A 15,700-nucleotide genomic window follows, 5' to 3' on the forward strand; every position below is an offset into this window, starting at 1 on the left:
GCGGGCTGGACCGTACGTCCTGGGCTGGACTGTACGTCCAGTCTGGACGTACAGTCCAGCCATGGAGAAGGCGCGCGTCGACGAGAACGACCCCCGGGTGCGGCAGTGGGCCCCGGTGTGCCAGGCCGTGGCCCTGCTGCTGAGCCCGTACGCCGAGGTCGTCCTGCACGACGTGGCGGACGACCGGGTGCTCGGCGTCTGGAACCCGATGACCCGGCGCACCGCGGGCGACCCCTCGCTGCTCGGCGAACTGGACGGGCTGGACCCGTCGGCGCACGACGTCTACGGCCCGTACGAGAAGCTGCTCGGCGACGGGCGCAGGCTCTCCTCCGTCAGCGCCGTCCTGCGGGACGCCGGCGGCGAGCCCTCGGCGGTGCTGTGCGTCAACCTCGACCGGACGCCGCTGGAGCAGGCGGCCTCGGTCCTCGCCGCCTTCGGCGCGCCCACCGTGCCGCGCCCCGAGCCGCTCTTCGAGCAGGACTGGACCGAGCACGTCCAGCGGACCGTCGGCACCTACACCCGTGACCGGGGCTGCCCGGTGGAACGCCTCGGCCGTGAGGACCGCCTCGCGATCATCGAGGAACTCGACCGGGCCGGGGTGTTCGCGATGCGCCGCGCCGTACCGGTCGTGGCCGGCGCGCTGCAGGCGTCCCGCTCCACCGTCTACGCCCTGCTCGCCGATCTCAAAGCGCAGAGGAAGCACCCGTGAGCCGACTGCCCGACTTCCGGCTGGAAACGTACTTCTCCCGCTGGGAATTCACCGCCCGTCACCACCTGACCGCCTCCGACGCGGAGACGATGACCCTCCCCGAGCTGCTGGAACTCGCCGACACCGAGGACCGGCACGCCTGGGAGACGCTCTCCTTCGGCTACACGCGGACGCACGGCGACCCCGGGCTGCGCGAGGCGATCGCCGCGACGTACGAGCAAGCCGGCGCCGACGACGTCATCTGCTTCGCCGGCGCCGAGGAGGCCCTCTACCTGGCGATGCAGGTGCTCCTCGGCCCGGACGACCACGCGGTCGTCGTCACCCCCAACTACCAGGCCGCCGAGACCGTGCCCCTCTCCCTGTGCGAGGTGACGGGCGTCGCGCTCGACCCCGGGCGGGACTGGGCCCTGGACGTGGATCGGGTGGCGGCGGCGCTCCGCCCGAACACCCGCGTGGTCTCGGTCAACTTCCCCAACAACCCGACCGGCAAGGTCATCGGCGCCGCCGACTTCGCGCGCCTGGTCGAACTCTGCGACGAGCGCGGCATCCACCTGTTCAGCGACGAGGTCTACCGCGGTCTCGAACGCGACCCGGCCCGGACCCTGCCGCAGGCCGCCGACCTCTCGGAACGGGCGCTGTCGCTGAACGTCACGTCCAAGTCGCTCGGCCTGCCCGGGCTGCGGATCGGCTGGATCGCCTGCCGGGACCGGGAGTTGCGTTCCCGCCTGGAGCGCGCCAAGCACTACACCACCATCTGCAACGCCGCGCCCAGCGAGGTGCTCGCCCGGATCGCCCTCAAGGCCCGCGACCGGATCCTGGACCGCAACCGCGCCCTGATCGCCGCCAACATCCCGCTCTTCGACGCCTTCTTCGCCGGGTTCGACGACCTGTTCACGTGGCGGGCCCCGGACGGCGGCTGCGTCGCCTACCCCCGCTACCTCGGCGCCGAGGGCGTGGAGCGCTTCTGCACCGAACTCGTCGAGCAGGCCGGGGTGCTGCTGCTGCCCGCGAGCATCTACCGCTCCGAGCTGACCGACACGCCCGCCGACCGCTTCCGCGTCGGCATCGGCCGCCGCGACCCCGCCCCCGCGCTGGACGCCCTCGCCGGCTGGCTGCGAGCACGCCGATGAGCGTCCCCGTCCTGGGCCCGGAGGAGATCGAGGCCGCCGCGCGACCCGGGCTGGTGCTGGACGCCGTCCGCACCGCGCTGATCGCCCATGCGGCCGGCCGCACCACGGTCCCGCCACCGACGCACCTGACCTTCCCCGCCGCGGACGGCGACTGCCACGTGAAGACGGGCTGGATCGACGGCTCCGACGACTTCACCGTGAAGATCGCCTCCGGCTTCTACCGCAACCCCGACCGCGGCGAACCCGTCAACCACGGGCTGGTCTGCGTCATCAGCGCCCACACCGGCCGGGTCCGGGCCGTCCTCGACGACGGCGGACGCCTCACCGCCTGGCGCACCGCGGCCGCGGGGGCGCTCGCCGGCCACGCGCTGGCCCGTCCCGGCGCCCGCAGCGTCGGGGTGTTCGGCACCGGCGAGCAGGCGCGGCTGCAGGTGCGGTGGCTGGCGATGCTGCGTCCCGTCGGCCGGGTGCACGTCCACGGCCGCGACGCACGCCGGACCGGCGCCCTCTGCGAGCACCTCGCCGCCCACGGGCTGGACGCCGTCCCCGCCACCGCGGCGGAGGCCGCGGCCGCCGACGTCGTCGTCACCGCCACGCCGGCCACCGCCCCGGTGCTGGACGCCGCCGCGGTCCGCCCCGGCGCGCACGTCACGGCCGTCGGCGCCGACATGCCGCACAAGAACGAGCTGCCGCCCGCGCTGTTCTCGCGCGCCGCCGTCATCGCCACCGACGACCACGAGCAGTGCCTCCACCACGGTGACCTCGCCCACGCCGTCCGTGCGGGCGCGGTCCGGGCGGACGCCGACGTCCCCCTCGGCGCCCTGCTCGTCACCCCGCCGGAGCGCGCTGACGCGGCCGTGACGATCGCCGACCTGACGGGCGTGGGCGCCCTCGACGCGGCCGTCGCCTCCGCGGTGGCCGCGGAACTCCTGGGCTGAGCCGGGGCCGGGGCCGGGCGGCCCGCCGGCTCCCGGCCCCGCCGCTCACCTGCGCGGGGCCACGAACAGGCTCTGCACGCCGCGCCCGATGGGGCCCTGCTCGTCGTGGAGGGCGGTCTCCGCCATGCCCACCCCGTACGGGTCGACGGTGGTGCGGGCATCGAGGCACACCCACTCGCCCGCCGGGTGGCGGTGGAGGTGGACGGTGAGGTCGGGGTTGACGAAGAGGTGCGTGGCGAAGTCCAGCACGTTGCTCACGCCGTTGCCGGAGTCCGCCGCGACCAGGACGCGGTCCAGTGGAGCGGTCTTCTCGCCCGCGACGAGCGGGACGCGCATCCGCAGCCAGCAGGTCGCGGGTCCGCGGTCGAGGAAGGAGCCGGCGGCGAACCGGGCCTCCACGGCCGTGTGGTAACCGGTGTTCCACGGCACGGGGAAGAACGGCTCGGGACGGGCCTGCCGGGGCCCGGGAACCGGGGGCCCGGGAACCGGGGGCCCGGGCGAGGCGGCGCCGGAGTCCGCGTGGGGACCGGTGCCCGGGGCCGCGGCGGGCCCCGCGGCCGGGACGGTGCCGGGCGCGGTGCGGATGCGCAGGGCCCGCGCCCGCATGACCTCCGCGCCCCCGTTGGGGGCCAGAGCGGCCTCGACCAGTTCCACGCTGCGTCCCTCGCGCAGCACGCGGGTGGTCACGGTCAGCGGGGCGAGCGGCACGGGGCTGTGGATCTCGAAGGTGATCCGGGTCAGGCGCATGTCCTCGCGGGCGCCCGGACGCGTCTGCACCGCGCGGCCGAGCAGGGCCGCGGGCGGCCCGGCGTGCTGGCTCGCGGCGTCCCAGGGGCCGCGTGTGTACCCGGTCGGGAGGAAGCGCTCGTCCGCCACCCGCTCGAAGAAGGCCTCGACTGAACTGTGGTCCGGCACGCTCACCGCTGCTCTCCCGCCCGCTGACGACGGAACAGAGGCTACTGGCGGGTAGCCGGCGTGTCACGGGGCGCGCCCGCCCGTACCCTCAGGCGGCGGCCACCGTCAGCTCGAACCACGTCGTCTTGCCCGTCGCCGTCCGGTCGGAGCCCCAGGCGTCGCTGAGCAGGTCGAGGATCTCCATGCCGCGCCCGCCCTCCGCCTCGCTGTCGGCGACGCGCCGGACGGCGGCCCGGGGGCTGACGTCCTCGACCTCGCACCGCAGACGTGCCTCCTGAACGCGGAGGTTCAGCCGGACCGGGCCGCGTGCGTGCCGCAGCGCGTTGGTGACCAGCTCGCTGACCAGCAACTCCACGGTGTCGGCGAGATCGCCGAGGCCCCACTCGGCGGTCCGCGCGGTGACCAGCCCGCGGGCGCGGCCGACGGAGGTCAGCTCGCGCTCCAGCGGCCAGGAGGAGCACAGGGTGGTGGTGCGTCCCGCCGGAGCGTGCAGGGGGCGCACGGGTTCCAGGACCCGCGACCACAGCCTGAACTGCCTGGCGAGCCAGGACGCGGGCGTGCACGCCTCGTCCGTGCCGACGGCCTCGACGGCCATGGTGATCATTCCCTTCGGTGTCGGGGGCCTTCCGGTGGCAGCGGCTCGGGGCCGGCGGCCATTCCTGTAGCACTCGCTACAGCTATCGAATATACATGTAGCGGGTGCTACGGTAAACAAACCGGCGTAAGCGGATTGAACAGACAAATCACCCATCGGAGGACGTGATGCCACGACGGGCCGATCCCGCGAAACGGCGGGAACTCCTCGACCGCGTACGGGAGTACGTGGTGTCGCACGGCCTGGCGGACCTGTCCCTGCGGCCGATGGCCAAGGCGCTGGGCACCAGCGACCGGATGCTCCTCTACTACTTCGGGAGCAAGGAACGCCTGGTCGCCGAGGCGCTGGCGCTGGACACCGACCGCCCGATCCTGCGCTTCCAGCGCGTCCTCGCCCTCACCGGCACCCCCCGGGACGCGGCCGCCATGCGGCACCTGGCGGAGGCGCTGTGGCGGGAGATCCGAGGCCCGGAGCGCCGTGCGCTGCTGCCCCTGTACTTCCAGGTGATGGCCTCCTCGATGCTCAACCCCGAGCGGCACGGCCCTTACCTGGGCGGTCTGGTCGCCGAGTGGACCGATCTCCTCATCCCGGTCTTCGAGGGCCTGGGCATGGACGGGGAACACGCCCGGATCGAGGCCCGCCTGCTGGTGAACGGCTCCTTCGGCATGCTCGTCGCGCTCCTCGCCGACGGCGACGAGGAGCGGGCGGACGTCTCCTTCCGTGCGCTCCTCGACCGCCTCGAACCCGGCTGGCACGCCCGGGACCGTACGCCCGGGGCCGCCGCGGCCCCGTGAGCCCGGGCCGGGTTCATGCCCCCGCCAGTGCCTCCTCGGCCGCTTCGAGCGCCGTCTCGCGGTCGGCCGGGACGAGACCGACGCGCGTGCGCCGGTCGAGCAGGTCGCCGGTGTCGAGCGCGCCCTCGTGGCGGACGGCCCACACCAGTTCCGCGCGTGTGACGGGGTGGCCGGGGACGACGGGCTCCCGCAGGGCGGGGTCGGCGGCACCGAGGGCGTGGACGGCGGGGGCCTCGGTGCCATAGCGCTGCACCAGGCGGCGCGGGGCCTTGAGCGCCGTGAGCACGCGCGGTGCGGCGGCGCCCACGAGGGGGAGCGACGTGGTGCGGCAGGGCCCGGCGCCGAGGCCGCGGGCGGTGACGGCCGCGTCGACGGCGTCCTGGGCCATGCGGCGGTAGGTGGTGAGCTTGCCGCCGACGACGGTCACGACGCCCTCCGCCGAGGTGAGCACCGCGTGCTTGCGCGAGATGTCGGCGGTGCGGCCCGAGCCGTCGGCGGAGGTGTCGAGCAGCGGGCGCAGCCCGGCGAAGGCGCCCACGACGTCGTCCCGGTGCACGGGGACGTCGAGCGCCGTGCCGAGTACGTCGAGCAGGAAGCCGATGTCCGTCTCGGGCACCTCCGGCACGTCGGGCACCGCCCCGTCGACCGGCTCGTCGGTGAGCCCCACGTACACCCGTCCGTCGCCCTGCGGCAGCACGAGCACAAAGCGGTTGGCCTCGCCGGGGACCGGTATGTGCAGCCCCGCGGGCAGCCCCCCGAGGCCGTCGGCGCGCAGGACCAGGTGCGTGCCGCGGGACGGCCGCAGCCGTACGCCGTCGACCAGGCCGCCCGCCCACACACCGGAGGCGTTCACCACCGCGCGGGCCCGGATCGTGTGCTCCTCGCCGGTCAGTTCGTCGCGTACGACGGCGCCCGAACCGCTGAGCGAGACCGCGCGCACCCGGGTCAGGACACGGGCCCCGTGCGCCGCCGCGGTCCGGGCGATCGCCGTCACCAGACGGGCGTCGTCGGCGAGTTGGCCGTCCCACGACAGCAGGCCGCCGCGCAGCCCCGACACGCGGAGGGCGGGGGCGAGGTGGCGGGTCTCGACCGCGGACAGCCGGCGCGGCGCCGGGAGCGTGGCCCGCGCCGTCCGCGCCGACAGGCGCAGCGCGTCGCCGGCCCGGAAGCCCGACCAGGCCAGCGCGGCCTGGCCGCGCGAGACCAGCGGCGTCAGCGGCAGCACGAAGGGCTGGGCGCGCACGAGGTGGGGCGCGGTGCGCTCCATCAGCACGCCGCGTTCCACCGCGCTCTCGTACGCCACGTCCAACTGGCCCGAGGCCAGGTAGCGCAGACCGCCGTGGATCAGCTTCGAACTCCACCGCGAGGTGCCGAAGGCCAGGTCGTGGGCGTCGATCGCGGCGACCGACAGCCCCCGCGACGCCGCGTCGAGGGCCGCGCCCGCGCCGGTGGCGCCGAGGCCCACGACCAGGACGTCCACCTGCTCGCCCCCGGCGAGCAGGGCCAGTTCGCGGGCGCGCCGCGCGGCGGTGAGCGAGGAGGCGGGGGAGGAGGCGGGGGAGGGCGCGGGGGAAGCGGCCCGGCCGCTCGTGGGACTCGTGTTGCTCGTGGGGCTTTTGGGGCTCTGGGGGCTCATGGGGTGAGGATCCTCTCCAGGATGTCCCGCAGCTCCCCGAGGAAGGCCGCGGAGTTCAGGTCGGGGTCGTCCTCGTCGGTCATCGTGCGCAGCGAGAGCGCGAACGACTGGACGACGAGCATCACCGAACGGGCCTGCAGGACGAGGTGCCCGGCCCGGACCGAGCCGTCCGCGTGGCCCTCCTCCAGGGCGCCGGCGACGAGCTCCAGCAGCGCGTCCTGGCTGGCCCCCCGGCGGTCGAGCACGTAGGGGAGCAGCAGTTCGGGGTCGACGTCGAGGATCTTGACGAACAGCGGGTGGGCGCGGAGCGCGCGCACCACCTCCACCAGCCCCTCGACCATGTGCGTCCGGGTGCTGGTGCCCGGGCGCCGCTCGGGCATCGCCTCCACCGCGACCGAGACCCACTCGCGGGTCATCAGGTCACCGACGAGCGTGCGCACGTCGGGCCACCGTCGGTAGAGCGTCATGCGGGAGACGCCGGCGCGGCGGGCCACGTCGGTCAGGGTCGTGCGGCGGACGCCGACGGCCAGGACGCAGTCGCGGACCGCGTCGAGCACCGGATCGCTGTCCGAGGTGTTGTGACGAATAGGCGTCATGTGTCACAGTGTAACGCCCGGTAAGGGGCGCGGGGGACGACACCCCGGGAACGAACACCCAGAGACGACCGACCGGTGAGGACGAGCCCGTGGACATGTTGTGGAGCGGCTGGGGCGACCCGGCCGAAGCGGCCCCGCTGCCCGACACCGTGACCGGCCTGCTGCGCGACCTGCTGGGCGTCAAGCCCCGCGGCGCGGAACCGGCCGCCCTGGAGGACATCGCCGTACCCGGCTCCCCGCTCACCGAAGCGGCCCGGCAGGACCTCGCCGACTGCCTCGGCGACCCGGCCCACGTGCGCACGGACGCCGAGTCCCGGATCCGCCACACACGCGGCAAGTCCACCCCGGACCTGCTGCGCATCCGCGGCGGCGACGTCGAGGACACCCCGGCGGCCGTCGTGCTGCCCGCCGGCCACGACGAGGTCCTGGCCGTCCTCGCGGTCTGCGCCGAACACGGCCTCGCCGTCGTCCCGTTCGGCGGCGGCACCTCCGTCGTCGGCGGCCTCGCCCCACACGGGCCGCGCCCCTTCGTCGCCCTGGACCTGCGCCGCATGAACCGGCTGCTCTCGCTGGACGCCGTCTCACGGACCGCGATCCTCCAGCCGGGGCTGCGCGCCCCCGAGGCCGAGGCACTCCTGGCCGAACAGGGCTTCACCCTCGGCCACTTCCCGCAGTCCTACGAGTGGGCCACCATCGGCGGGTTCGCCGCCGCCCGCTCCAGCGGCCAGGCCTCCGCCGGCTACGGGCGCTTCGACGAGATGGTGCTCGGCCTGACCGTCGCCACCCCGCAGGGCACCCTCGACGCCGGCCGCGCCCCCCGTTCCGCGGCCGGACCCGACCTGCGCCAGCTCGTCCTGGGTTCCGAGGGCGCCCTCGGCGTCATCACCTCCGTGACGGTGCGCATCCGCCCGCTTCCCGAGGTCAAGGTCTACGAGGGCTGGCGGTTCGCCTCCTTCGCCGACGGCGCCGCGGCGCTGCGCCGGCTCGCCCAGGACGGACCCCGCCCGACGGTGCTCCGTCTGTCCGACGAGACCGAGACGATGGTCGGCCTCGCCCAGCCCGACGCCATCGGCTCGGAAGGGGCCGCGTCCGCCGGCTGCACGGCGATCGCGGGCTACGAGGGCACCGCGCAGGACACCGCGCTGCGCCGGGAGCAGGCCGCGGCCGTACTGCGCGAGTGCGGCGGCGAGTACCTGGGCGAGGAGCCCGGCGAGCGCTGGGCCCACGGCCGCTTCGCCGCCCCCTACCTGCGGGACGCGCTCCTCGACGCGGGCGCCTTCGCCGAGACCCTGGAGACCGCGACCTTCTGGTCCCGGATCGCCGAACTGTACGACGCCGTGCGCGAGGCGCTCACCACGACGCTGACGGAGGCCGGGACCCCGCCGCTGGTGATGTGCCACATCTCGCACGTCTACGAGAACGGCGCCTCCCTCTACTTCACCGTCGTCTCGGCGCAGGGCGAGGACCCCGTGGCGCACTGGACCCCCGCCAAGGAGGCCGCCAACGAGGCGATCCTCGCCGCGGGCGGCACCATCACCCACCACCACGGCGTGGGCACCGACCACCGCGACTGGTACGTACGGGAAGCGGGCCCGCTCGGCATCGCGGCGCTGCGCGCCGTCAAGGAGGCGCTCGACCCCGACGGGCTGCTCAACCCCGGTGTCCTGCTGCCCGTCCGCTGACCGGCCGCCGACCATCCGCCCCGCGTACACCCGCCGCCCACCCGCCCCCGCACCGCACCGACCCGCACCGGAGGCACGCCCATGCGCCCGTTCACGGCCGTCGTCAACCCCACCGCCGGGGGTTCCACCGGGGCGGCGGCCCTCCTCCCGGTGGCGAAGCTGCTGCGGGAGGCGGGCGCCGAGCTGGAGACCGCCTACAGCGACAGCCTCCGGCACGCGCAGGACCTGGCGCGCCGGGCGGGGGAACGCGGCCACGTCGTCCTCGCCGTCGGCGGGGACGGCATCGTGGGCGGCATCGGCGGCGCCCTCAGCGGCACCGGCACCGTCCTCGGCCTCGTCCCCGCCGGCCGCGGCAACGACTTCGCGCGCGCCCTCGGCCTGCCCTCCGGGCCCGCCGAACTCGCCCGCGTCCTGTTGCGGAACGAGCCGCGCGCCGTCGACACCATCGAGGTCGAGTCGGCGGTCCACGACCGGACCGTCGTCCTCGGCAGCGTCTACGCCGGCGTCGACGCCGTCGCCAACCACCACGCCAACACCTCCCGGCTGCTGGGCGGTCCGGCCTCCTACTACGCGGGCGGGCTGCGCGCGGTGGCCGGCTGGCGCGCCGCCGCCTACCGCGTCACCGTCGACGGCGTCGTCCACGAACGCCGCGGATACACCGTCGTCGCCGCCAACTCCGGCTACTACGGCTCCGGCCGCGCCATCGCGCCCGCCGCCCGGGTCGACGACGGGCTGCTCGACGTCGTCATGATCCACGACGCGCCGCGCCGCCTCTTCTTCGCGCTGATGAACGAACTCAGGACGGGCGCGCACGTCGAGCGCCCCGAGGTCGAGATCGTGCGCGGCAAGGAGGTCCGCATCGAGGCCGACCGCGCGGTGCCCTACGGCGCCGACGGAGAGGTGGAGGCCGCCCTGCCGGTCACCGCGCGGATCCTCCCGGGGGCGCTGCGGGTGCTGTGCTGACCCCGCGCGCTGAGTAGGCTCGCCCGGTGCCCGAACACGCCTACCTCGCCGCGGTCCGGCAGTCGTACGACACCGTCGCGGAGGACTACGCCGCCCGGGTCAGCGCCCCGGACGCACTGGATCCGCTCTCCCGCGCCATGCTGGCCGCCTTCGCCGAGACCGTCCGCACGGCGGGCCGCGGCCCGCTGGCGGACCTGGGATGCGGCCCGGGCCACGTGACGGCGCACCTGGCCGCACTGGGGGCGCCCGCGTACGGCGTCGACCTCTCACCGCGGATGGTCGAACTGGCCCGGGCGGCCCACCCGCACCTGCGCTTCGCCGTTGGCTCCATGACCGCGCTCGACATCGGCGACGGCGAACTCGGCGGCGCCCTCGCCTACTACTCCACCCACCACACGCCGCCCGAGCTGCTGCCGGTCGTCCTCGCCGAGGTCCACCGCGTCCTGGCACCCGGCGGTCACCTGATGCTCGCCGGCTGGGTGGGTGAGGACGAGCACCTCCACCCGGAGCACGCCTACGGCGGCCACCCCGTCTCGTACGCGCTGCACATGCTCCCGGCCCCGCGCATCGCCGCGCTCCTCGCGGAGGCGGGCCTCACCGTCACGGCCCACCTCGTCCAGGAACCCGACGCGGGAACGAAGCGCCCCGTCGCCACCTTCCTCGCCCTGAAGCCCGAACACCCCTGAGGGGCGGGCCCCGGCGTCACCCGGGGAGCAGGCCGAAGCCGGGCCGGTCGAGCGGACGGCGCGGGTCGGCGCTGTTCCACGTCGGCGAGAGCTCGTCCGGCCTCTGATGGCCGACCTCGACCTGCTCGCCGGCGCAGTCGAACCTCGCGCGATCCAGACCGATCCCGCGCGGCGGGCTTGAACCGGCCGTAACGGGAGGTCATAGCGTTGTCGGCGTGATCGGGAACGACGACGACCGGCAGCTGTGGAGCATCGGCGAGGTGGCCCGCGCCACCGGGACGACCGTCCGCACGCTGCGCCACTACGACGAGATCGGCCTGCTCGGGGCGAGCGCACGCACCGCCTCGGGACACCGCCGCTACACCGCCGGGGACGTGCGGCGGCTCTACCGGGTGCGGGCACTGCGCGGGCTCGGGCTGCCTCTGGACGAGATCCAGCGCGTTCTCGCCGACACCGCGGAGGACCTCGGTTCGATGCGCGACCTGCTCGCCGCCCAGCTGTCCGCCATGGAGGCACACGCCGGGCGGATCCAGCAGCTCACCGCGCAGCTCCGCGGGCTCCTCGGGCGCATAGAGACGTCGCTGCCCGATCCCGAACAGTTCATGACGACCCTGGAGATGATGTCCGTGTTCGAGACCCACTTCACCACCGAGCAGCAGGAGCAACTGGCCGCGCGCCGGGCCGAGATCGGCCCGGAGGGCGTCGAGGCCGCGAGGACCGAGTGGGCCGGGCTCGTGGAGGCGCTGCTGTCGCACGCCGAGGCGGGCACCCCCGCCGGTGACCCCGAGGTCAGGGACCTGGTCGCCCGCTGGGACGCCCTGGGCGGCCGCTTCCACGCCGGGGGAGAGGACGGCGAGGCGACCAGGGCCGCCGCGCGGCGGCTCTGGGACGAGCGCGGCGAGGAACTCGCGCGGAACCTGCCGTGGTCCCCGGACCGGATGCGGGCCCTGGTGCGGTACGTGGAGGAGGTGCGCGCCGCCGGCTGACCCGCGCCGTCCCGGGCGCCGGGGCGGCCCTTCCGGGGCCTCGGCGCCTCCCCGGGGCGGGCCGTCCGCCCTCCGGACGCGTTTCCGGGGCGCCGCGCCGACGTCGTAGCATCCGCTGGAGGGGGACGACAGCGGAAGGGAGCCGATGGACCCGCACGAGTCCATGACGGCGCGCGCCGAGGACGTGGGGCTCACCCGGGCCGCACAGGCCGGTGACGTCGCGGCGCTCGGCGTGCTCCTGGAACGTCACCGGGCCGGCATGCGGGCCGTCGCGCTGAGCGTCCTGGGCCCCGGGCCCGACGTGGACGACGTGCTGCAGGACGCCGCGCTGACGGCACTGCGCCGCGTGGGCGACGTCCGTGACCCCGCCGCGGTCGGGCCGTGGCTGCGGATGGTCGTCCGCAACGGCGCCCGTTCCCTGCTGCGCGGCGCGGTCCCCACCGCGCCCGTCGACGACCTGGTGCTGCGCGCGGCGGACTCCGGCCCCGAGCGGTGGCTGGAGAGCAACGCCCTGCGGGACTGGATCTGGGAGGCCATCGAGCAGCTGTCCCCCACGCTGCGACTGCCGCTCGTCCTGCGCCACTTCACCACCGGCGTCAGCTCGTACGAGCAGATCGCCACGGCCTGCGGGCTGCCCGTCGGCACCGTCCGCAGCCGGCTGAGCCAGGCCCGGGCCAAGCTCGCCCAGGCGCTGGCCGACACTGCGGACGGCGCCCATGACGACACCGTCCGGCGCACCAGGGCCAGCAGGACCGAGGCCCACGAGACCCTGGCCGCGGCCGAACGCGGCCACTTCGCCGACCTCCTGCGCGAACGCTGGTCCCCCGAGGTCGCCCTGCTCAGCGGGAAGGAGCGGGTGGGGGACCGGGGGCTGCTGATCCGCGGCATGGAGTGCGACCTGACCGCCGGCATCCGCCAGCGCCTCGTCCACGCCGTCGCCGGGCGCTCGCTGACCGTCTGGGAGATGGACATCGTCAACCCGCCGGACAACCCGGACCACTGCCCGCCCGCCGTCGCGTGGCTGATGACCCACGACGCCGCGGGCCGGGTGGACCGCATCCGCCTGCACCACCCCCGCCCCGTGCCCCTCCCCGGCGCCGCGGCCGCCTGAGCGGAGCGGAGCGAGGGCAGCGGGCGTACGGGGCGGGGTGGCCGCGTCTCAGCCGTGGAAGCGGACGTAGCCGTCACCGTCGGCGTCCGAGCCGCGCTTGGTGTACGCGTGGACGTCCGAACGGCTGCCGGACGGCTTGTAGAGGTAGACCGTGTCCCGGTCGTTGTTCCACAGGAAGTTGCAGTTGTCGCGGTAGACCACGTTGCCCTTGTCGGAGTCCGTTCCGTGGCCGCCGCGGAGCTTCACGAAGTCCCCGGGCTGCAGGCGGTGGCTCGCGGTGAAGACGAAGCGGTTGCCCGTGGCGTCCTTGACGACATAGCCCTTGAGGTCGACCGTCGCCGAGGCCGAGTAGTTCTTGATCGTCAGGTACTCCCCGCGGGTGTTGCCAGAGGAGCAGCTGTTGGAGTCCCGCCCGGGCGCGTCGTACTGCGCCCCGCGGACCTTGAGGGCCGAGCTGTACTCGGCGGCCTGCGCCTGGGTGGGTATGAGGACGGCGGTCGCGCCGACCGCGGCGAACGCGGCCACACCGATGCGGATGTGCCGGGACATGGGAATCCCCCCTGCCGGGATCGGGCCGCGCGCGGGTCGTGCGCGCGGCGGAAGCGGATCGTCACATCGGACCGGGTCACCGTGCCCCCAGGACGACGAGCGTGGTGACGACGGGCGCGGTGACGGCGAGCGTGGTGACGGCGCGCCACACGCGGGTGCGGCCACGTCCGTTCACGGCCGCGTCCCCCCGCCCGGTGCCCGGTCGATGCCGACACCGGCTCCGCCGGGCGCGCGGGGAACACGTCACCCCGCCTGCCCGTGCCGGGTCCCCCGTCCCCGCCGGCGTCTTGCGAGGTATCAAACCACTCCAGGTGAACCGGAGTCGGGCTTTCCGGAAGTTGGCTTCCCAAGCGAAGCAACCGGTCGGCAACGGGCTCATACCGCCAGGTCCGCACTATGGCGACGCGTGCACCACCGCGTCGCCGGGCTGTCAGGATGTGGGCATGAACGAGAACGATCAGGGGCGGGACGAGCTGCTGGCGGCCGCGGTGGGGCTGCGCGAGCGCGGGGAGGCGGAGGCGTCGAGGGAGCGGCTGGTCGCCCTGGCGCAGCAGTTCCCGGGGGACGCGGAGGTGGCCTACCAGGCGGCGTGGGCGCACGACGTGCTGGGCCTGGAGGCGGAGGCGGTGCCCTTCTACGAGCAGGCCCTGCGCGGGACGGGACTGTCGGAGGACGACCGGCGCGGCGCGCTGCTGGGCCTGGGCAGCACCTACCGGATCCTCGGCCGCTACGACGAGGCGGTCCGGCTGCTGCGCGCGGCCATGATGGACTTCCCCCGCGACGGCGCGCTGCGCACCTTCCTCGCGATGGCCCTGTACAACACCGGCGGGCACCGCGAGGCGATGCGGATCCTGCTGACGCTGCTGGCGGAGAGCAGCACCGACCCGGACGTCGCCCGCTACCGGCAGGCCGTCGCGTACTACGCGGAGGACCTCGACGCCACGCTGTGACCCCGCTCGGTGCCCGGACCCCCGCCCGCGCCACGCGTCGGGCCGGACGTGTGGCGGCGGGCCCGCGGCACGGCGCGGGAACCGGCAGAAGCGCCGCTTATGGCCCCCTTCGGGGGCGCGCATGGCCGCCCGCTTGGGATCGGGCGGCCCGCGAGGTTGCCTGGGAGGAAGGGGCGTACGTCCCTCCCCGTCGTGCGCGATCCCGTGAGGAGAGGGCCATGGACACCAGCGACCTGCGACTGGCGGCGATGCACACGGTCTCGCGGCGCCTGGGCGACATCGTCGGCGGTCTCACCGGCGACGAGCTGCTCCACCCGTCGTTCGCCGACGGCTGGAGCCTCGCGCAGGTACTGGTCCACCTGGGCACGGGCGCCGAGTTGTGCGCCGCGGCCCTGCGCCGAGGCCTCACCGGGGACGTCACCAGGCCGTCCCGGGACGAGATCGCGGACGTGTCCGAGCAGTGGATCCCGCTGAAGCCCGTCACGCAACGCGACGCCTGGCAGGAGGCGGAGGCCGGGCTGCTGGGACTGCTGGACTCCCTCGACGCCGGGGTGCGCGCGTCGGTGACGGTGCCGTACTTCACCGGGCCCGTGGGCTTCACGGACTTCACCGGCTACTGGCTGTCCGAGCAGTCCGTGCACACCTGGGACGTGGCGGTGGGCCTGGACGGGACCGCCACGATCCCCGCCTCCGAGGTGGCGCTGCTGTGGGACCGGATCGACATGGTCGCCTCGATGAGCCGCGACGGGGACACGCTCACCCGGCTCGGCCCGCGCCAGATCGCGGTGGAGCTCACCGACCCCGAGCGCCTGCTGTGCCTGGCCCTCGGCTCGGAGGTGCACATCCTCCCCTGCGAGGGGGCCGAACCCGCAGGGACGGTGTCCGGACCGGCCGAGGCCGTGCTGCGTCTGGTGTACGGCCGCAACCGCCCCGAGGACGGCGTGACCGCGCGCGACGGCGTCACCCTGGACGACCTGCGCGCGCTCTTCCCCGGCTACTGAGCCGGACCGTCGCCGAGCGCGACGAGGCCGGCGCCGGTCGGCACGAACCCGCAGGCGTCGACGGAGAACTCGCGCAACCCGTCCTCGAAGTCGACGTGCAGCCACGCGCATCCGGCCGCACGCGCCCGCCGGACCGCCTGGGCCACGAGCCCGGCCCCGATCCCGGAGCGGCGGGAGTGCGCGGCGACCACGGTGTCCAGGACGAAGGCGTGGGCGCCGCCGTCCCACGCGACGTTCACGAAGCCGACGAGCTCACCCTCCCGGTGCGCGCAGACCCGACCGAGGCTGTGGCGGCGCACCCGGGCCGTCCAGTCGACGTCCGCGCCCCCACCGCCGAACCCCTCCGCGTGGAGCGCGTTCACGGCGGCGTCGTCGAACGTGCCGCGCCACGCGTACGAGATCGTCATGGCGCGAGCCTACGCGGCCGCTCCGAAGCCACGCACGTGGCCCGCCCGCGGG

General features: G+C 75.1%; 17 protein-coding genes. 11 read left to right on the plus strand and 6 right to left on the minus strand.

Features of this window, described 5'->3' with window-relative positions:
• Window positions 1-61 precede the first annotated feature (61 nt).
• From ACZ7MY_RS35355 to ACZ7MY_RS35365, 3 genes are read left to right on the plus strand one after another with little or no spacing between them, the layout of a single operon-like run.
• Window positions 62-709 carry a helix-turn-helix transcriptional regulator gene (locus tag ACZ7MY_RS35355; RefSeq protein WP_499608333.1) on the plus strand — a complete coding sequence of 216 codons (648 nt, stop codon included), beginning with the start codon at window positions 62-64 and terminating at the stop codon, window positions 707-709.
• Window positions 706-1,839 (plus strand): aminotransferase class I/II-fold pyridoxal phosphate-dependent enzyme, encoded by a 1,134-nt coding sequence (locus ACZ7MY_RS35360; RefSeq protein ID WP_499608336.1) that lies wholly within the window; start codon window positions 706-708, stop codon window positions 1,837-1,839. The genes ACZ7MY_RS35355 and ACZ7MY_RS35360 overlap by 4 nt, the downstream gene beginning before the upstream one ends.
• Window positions 1,836-2,777, plus strand: coding sequence for an ornithine cyclodeaminase family protein (locus ACZ7MY_RS35365; protein WP_499608338.1), 942 nt, complete (start codon window positions 1,836-1,838; stop codon window positions 2,775-2,777). Before ACZ7MY_RS35360 ends, ACZ7MY_RS35365 begins: the two co-directional genes overlap by 4 nt.
• A 45-nt stretch (window positions 2,778-2,822) precedes the next feature.
• Here ACZ7MY_RS35365 and ACZ7MY_RS35370 read toward each other — a convergent pair whose 3' ends face one another.
• Both ACZ7MY_RS35370 and ACZ7MY_RS35375 read right to left on the minus strand, forming a co-directional pair.
• Window positions 2,823-3,698 (minus strand): thioesterase family protein, encoded by an 876-nt coding sequence (locus tag ACZ7MY_RS35370; RefSeq protein ID WP_499608340.1) that lies wholly within the window; start codon window positions 3,696-3,698, stop codon window positions 2,823-2,825.
• Between the two features lie 82 nt (window positions 3,699-3,780).
• Complete coding sequence (locus tag ACZ7MY_RS35375) at window positions 3,781-4,287, minus strand: ATP-binding protein (RefSeq protein WP_499608532.1); 507 nt, start codon at window positions 4,285-4,287, stop codon at window positions 3,781-3,783.
• Window positions 4,288-4,454: 167 nt separating this feature from the next.
• Here ACZ7MY_RS35375 and ACZ7MY_RS35380 point away from each other — a divergent pair, with 167 nt between their 5' ends.
• Window positions 4,455-5,081 carry a TetR family transcriptional regulator gene (locus ACZ7MY_RS35380; RefSeq protein ID WP_499608343.1) on the plus strand — a complete coding sequence of 209 codons (627 nt, stop codon included), beginning with the start codon at window positions 4,455-4,457 and terminating at the stop codon, window positions 5,079-5,081.
• 13 nt (window positions 5,082-5,094) lie between these two features.
• Here ACZ7MY_RS35380 and ACZ7MY_RS35385 read toward each other — a convergent pair whose 3' ends face one another.
• Complete coding sequence (locus tag ACZ7MY_RS35385) at window positions 5,095-6,717, minus strand: glycerol-3-phosphate dehydrogenase/oxidase (protein WP_499608346.1); 1,623 nt, start codon at window positions 6,715-6,717, stop codon at window positions 5,095-5,097.
• Complete coding sequence (locus ACZ7MY_RS35390) at window positions 6,714-7,313, minus strand: TetR/AcrR family transcriptional regulator (RefSeq protein ID WP_499608348.1); 600 nt, start codon at window positions 7,311-7,313, stop codon at window positions 6,714-6,716. Before ACZ7MY_RS35390 ends, ACZ7MY_RS35385 begins: the two co-directional genes overlap by 4 nt.
• An 89-nt stretch (window positions 7,314-7,402) precedes the next feature.
• On the opposite strand from ACZ7MY_RS35390, the gene ACZ7MY_RS35395 reads away from it, so the two are divergent.
• The 5 genes from ACZ7MY_RS35395 (at window position 7,403) to ACZ7MY_RS35415 (ending at window position 12,741) form a co-directional block, all read left to right on the plus strand.
• The gene (locus ACZ7MY_RS35395; RefSeq protein WP_499608351.1) at window positions 7,403-8,995 is read left to right on the plus strand and encodes an FAD-binding oxidoreductase; all 1,593 of its coding nucleotides are present in this window, start codon (window positions 7,403-7,405) and stop codon (window positions 8,993-8,995) included.
• An 81-nt stretch (window positions 8,996-9,076) separates the two neighbouring features.
• Window positions 9,077-9,958 carry a YegS/Rv2252/BmrU family lipid kinase gene (locus ACZ7MY_RS35400; RefSeq protein ID WP_499608353.1) on the plus strand — a complete coding sequence of 294 codons (882 nt, stop codon included), beginning with the start codon at window positions 9,077-9,079 and terminating at the stop codon, window positions 9,956-9,958.
• 26 nt (window positions 9,959-9,984) lie between these two features.
• The gene (locus ACZ7MY_RS35405) at window positions 9,985-10,644 is read left to right on the plus strand and encodes a class I SAM-dependent methyltransferase (protein WP_499608356.1); all 660 of its coding nucleotides are present in this window, start codon (window positions 9,985-9,987) and stop codon (window positions 10,642-10,644) included.
• Between the two features lie 215 nt (window positions 10,645-10,859).
• The gene (locus ACZ7MY_RS35410) at window positions 10,860-11,630 is read left to right on the plus strand and encodes a MerR family transcriptional regulator (protein WP_499608358.1); all 771 of its coding nucleotides are present in this window, start codon (window positions 10,860-10,862) and stop codon (window positions 11,628-11,630) included.
• Window positions 11,631-11,775: 145 nt separating this feature from the next.
• Window positions 11,776-12,741 carry an RNA polymerase sigma factor gene (locus ACZ7MY_RS35415; RefSeq protein WP_499608360.1) on the plus strand — a complete coding sequence of 322 codons (966 nt, stop codon included), beginning with the start codon at window positions 11,776-11,778 and terminating at the stop codon, window positions 12,739-12,741.
• 48 nt (window positions 12,742-12,789) lie between these two features.
• Here the strand turns inward: ACZ7MY_RS35415 and ACZ7MY_RS35420 are convergent, their stop codons facing one another.
• Window positions 12,790-13,290, minus strand: coding sequence for a lamin tail domain-containing protein (locus ACZ7MY_RS35420; RefSeq protein ID WP_499608362.1), 501 nt, complete (start codon window positions 13,288-13,290; stop codon window positions 12,790-12,792).
• 443 nt (window positions 13,291-13,733) lie between these two features.
• Here ACZ7MY_RS35420 and ACZ7MY_RS35425 point away from each other — a divergent pair, with 443 nt between their 5' ends.
• Complete coding sequence (locus ACZ7MY_RS35425; protein ID WP_499608364.1) at window positions 13,734-14,240, plus strand: tetratricopeptide repeat protein; 507 nt, start codon at window positions 13,734-13,736, stop codon at window positions 14,238-14,240.
• A 218-nt stretch (window positions 14,241-14,458) separates the two neighbouring features.
• Complete coding sequence (locus ACZ7MY_RS35430; protein ID WP_499608366.1) at window positions 14,459-15,241, plus strand: maleylpyruvate isomerase N-terminal domain-containing protein; 783 nt, start codon at window positions 14,459-14,461, stop codon at window positions 15,239-15,241.
• Here the strand turns inward: ACZ7MY_RS35430 and ACZ7MY_RS35435 are convergent.
• On the minus strand, window positions 15,235-15,648 hold the full coding sequence (locus ACZ7MY_RS35435; RefSeq protein ID WP_499608369.1) for a GNAT family N-acetyltransferase: 414 nt from the start codon (window positions 15,646-15,648) through the stop codon (window positions 15,235-15,237). The genes ACZ7MY_RS35430 and ACZ7MY_RS35435 overlap by 7 nt on opposite strands.
• Window positions 15,649-15,700 lie beyond the last annotated feature (52 nt).

The sequence above is a fragment of the Streptomyces sp. NPDC111520 genome, from assembly GCF_055635295.1.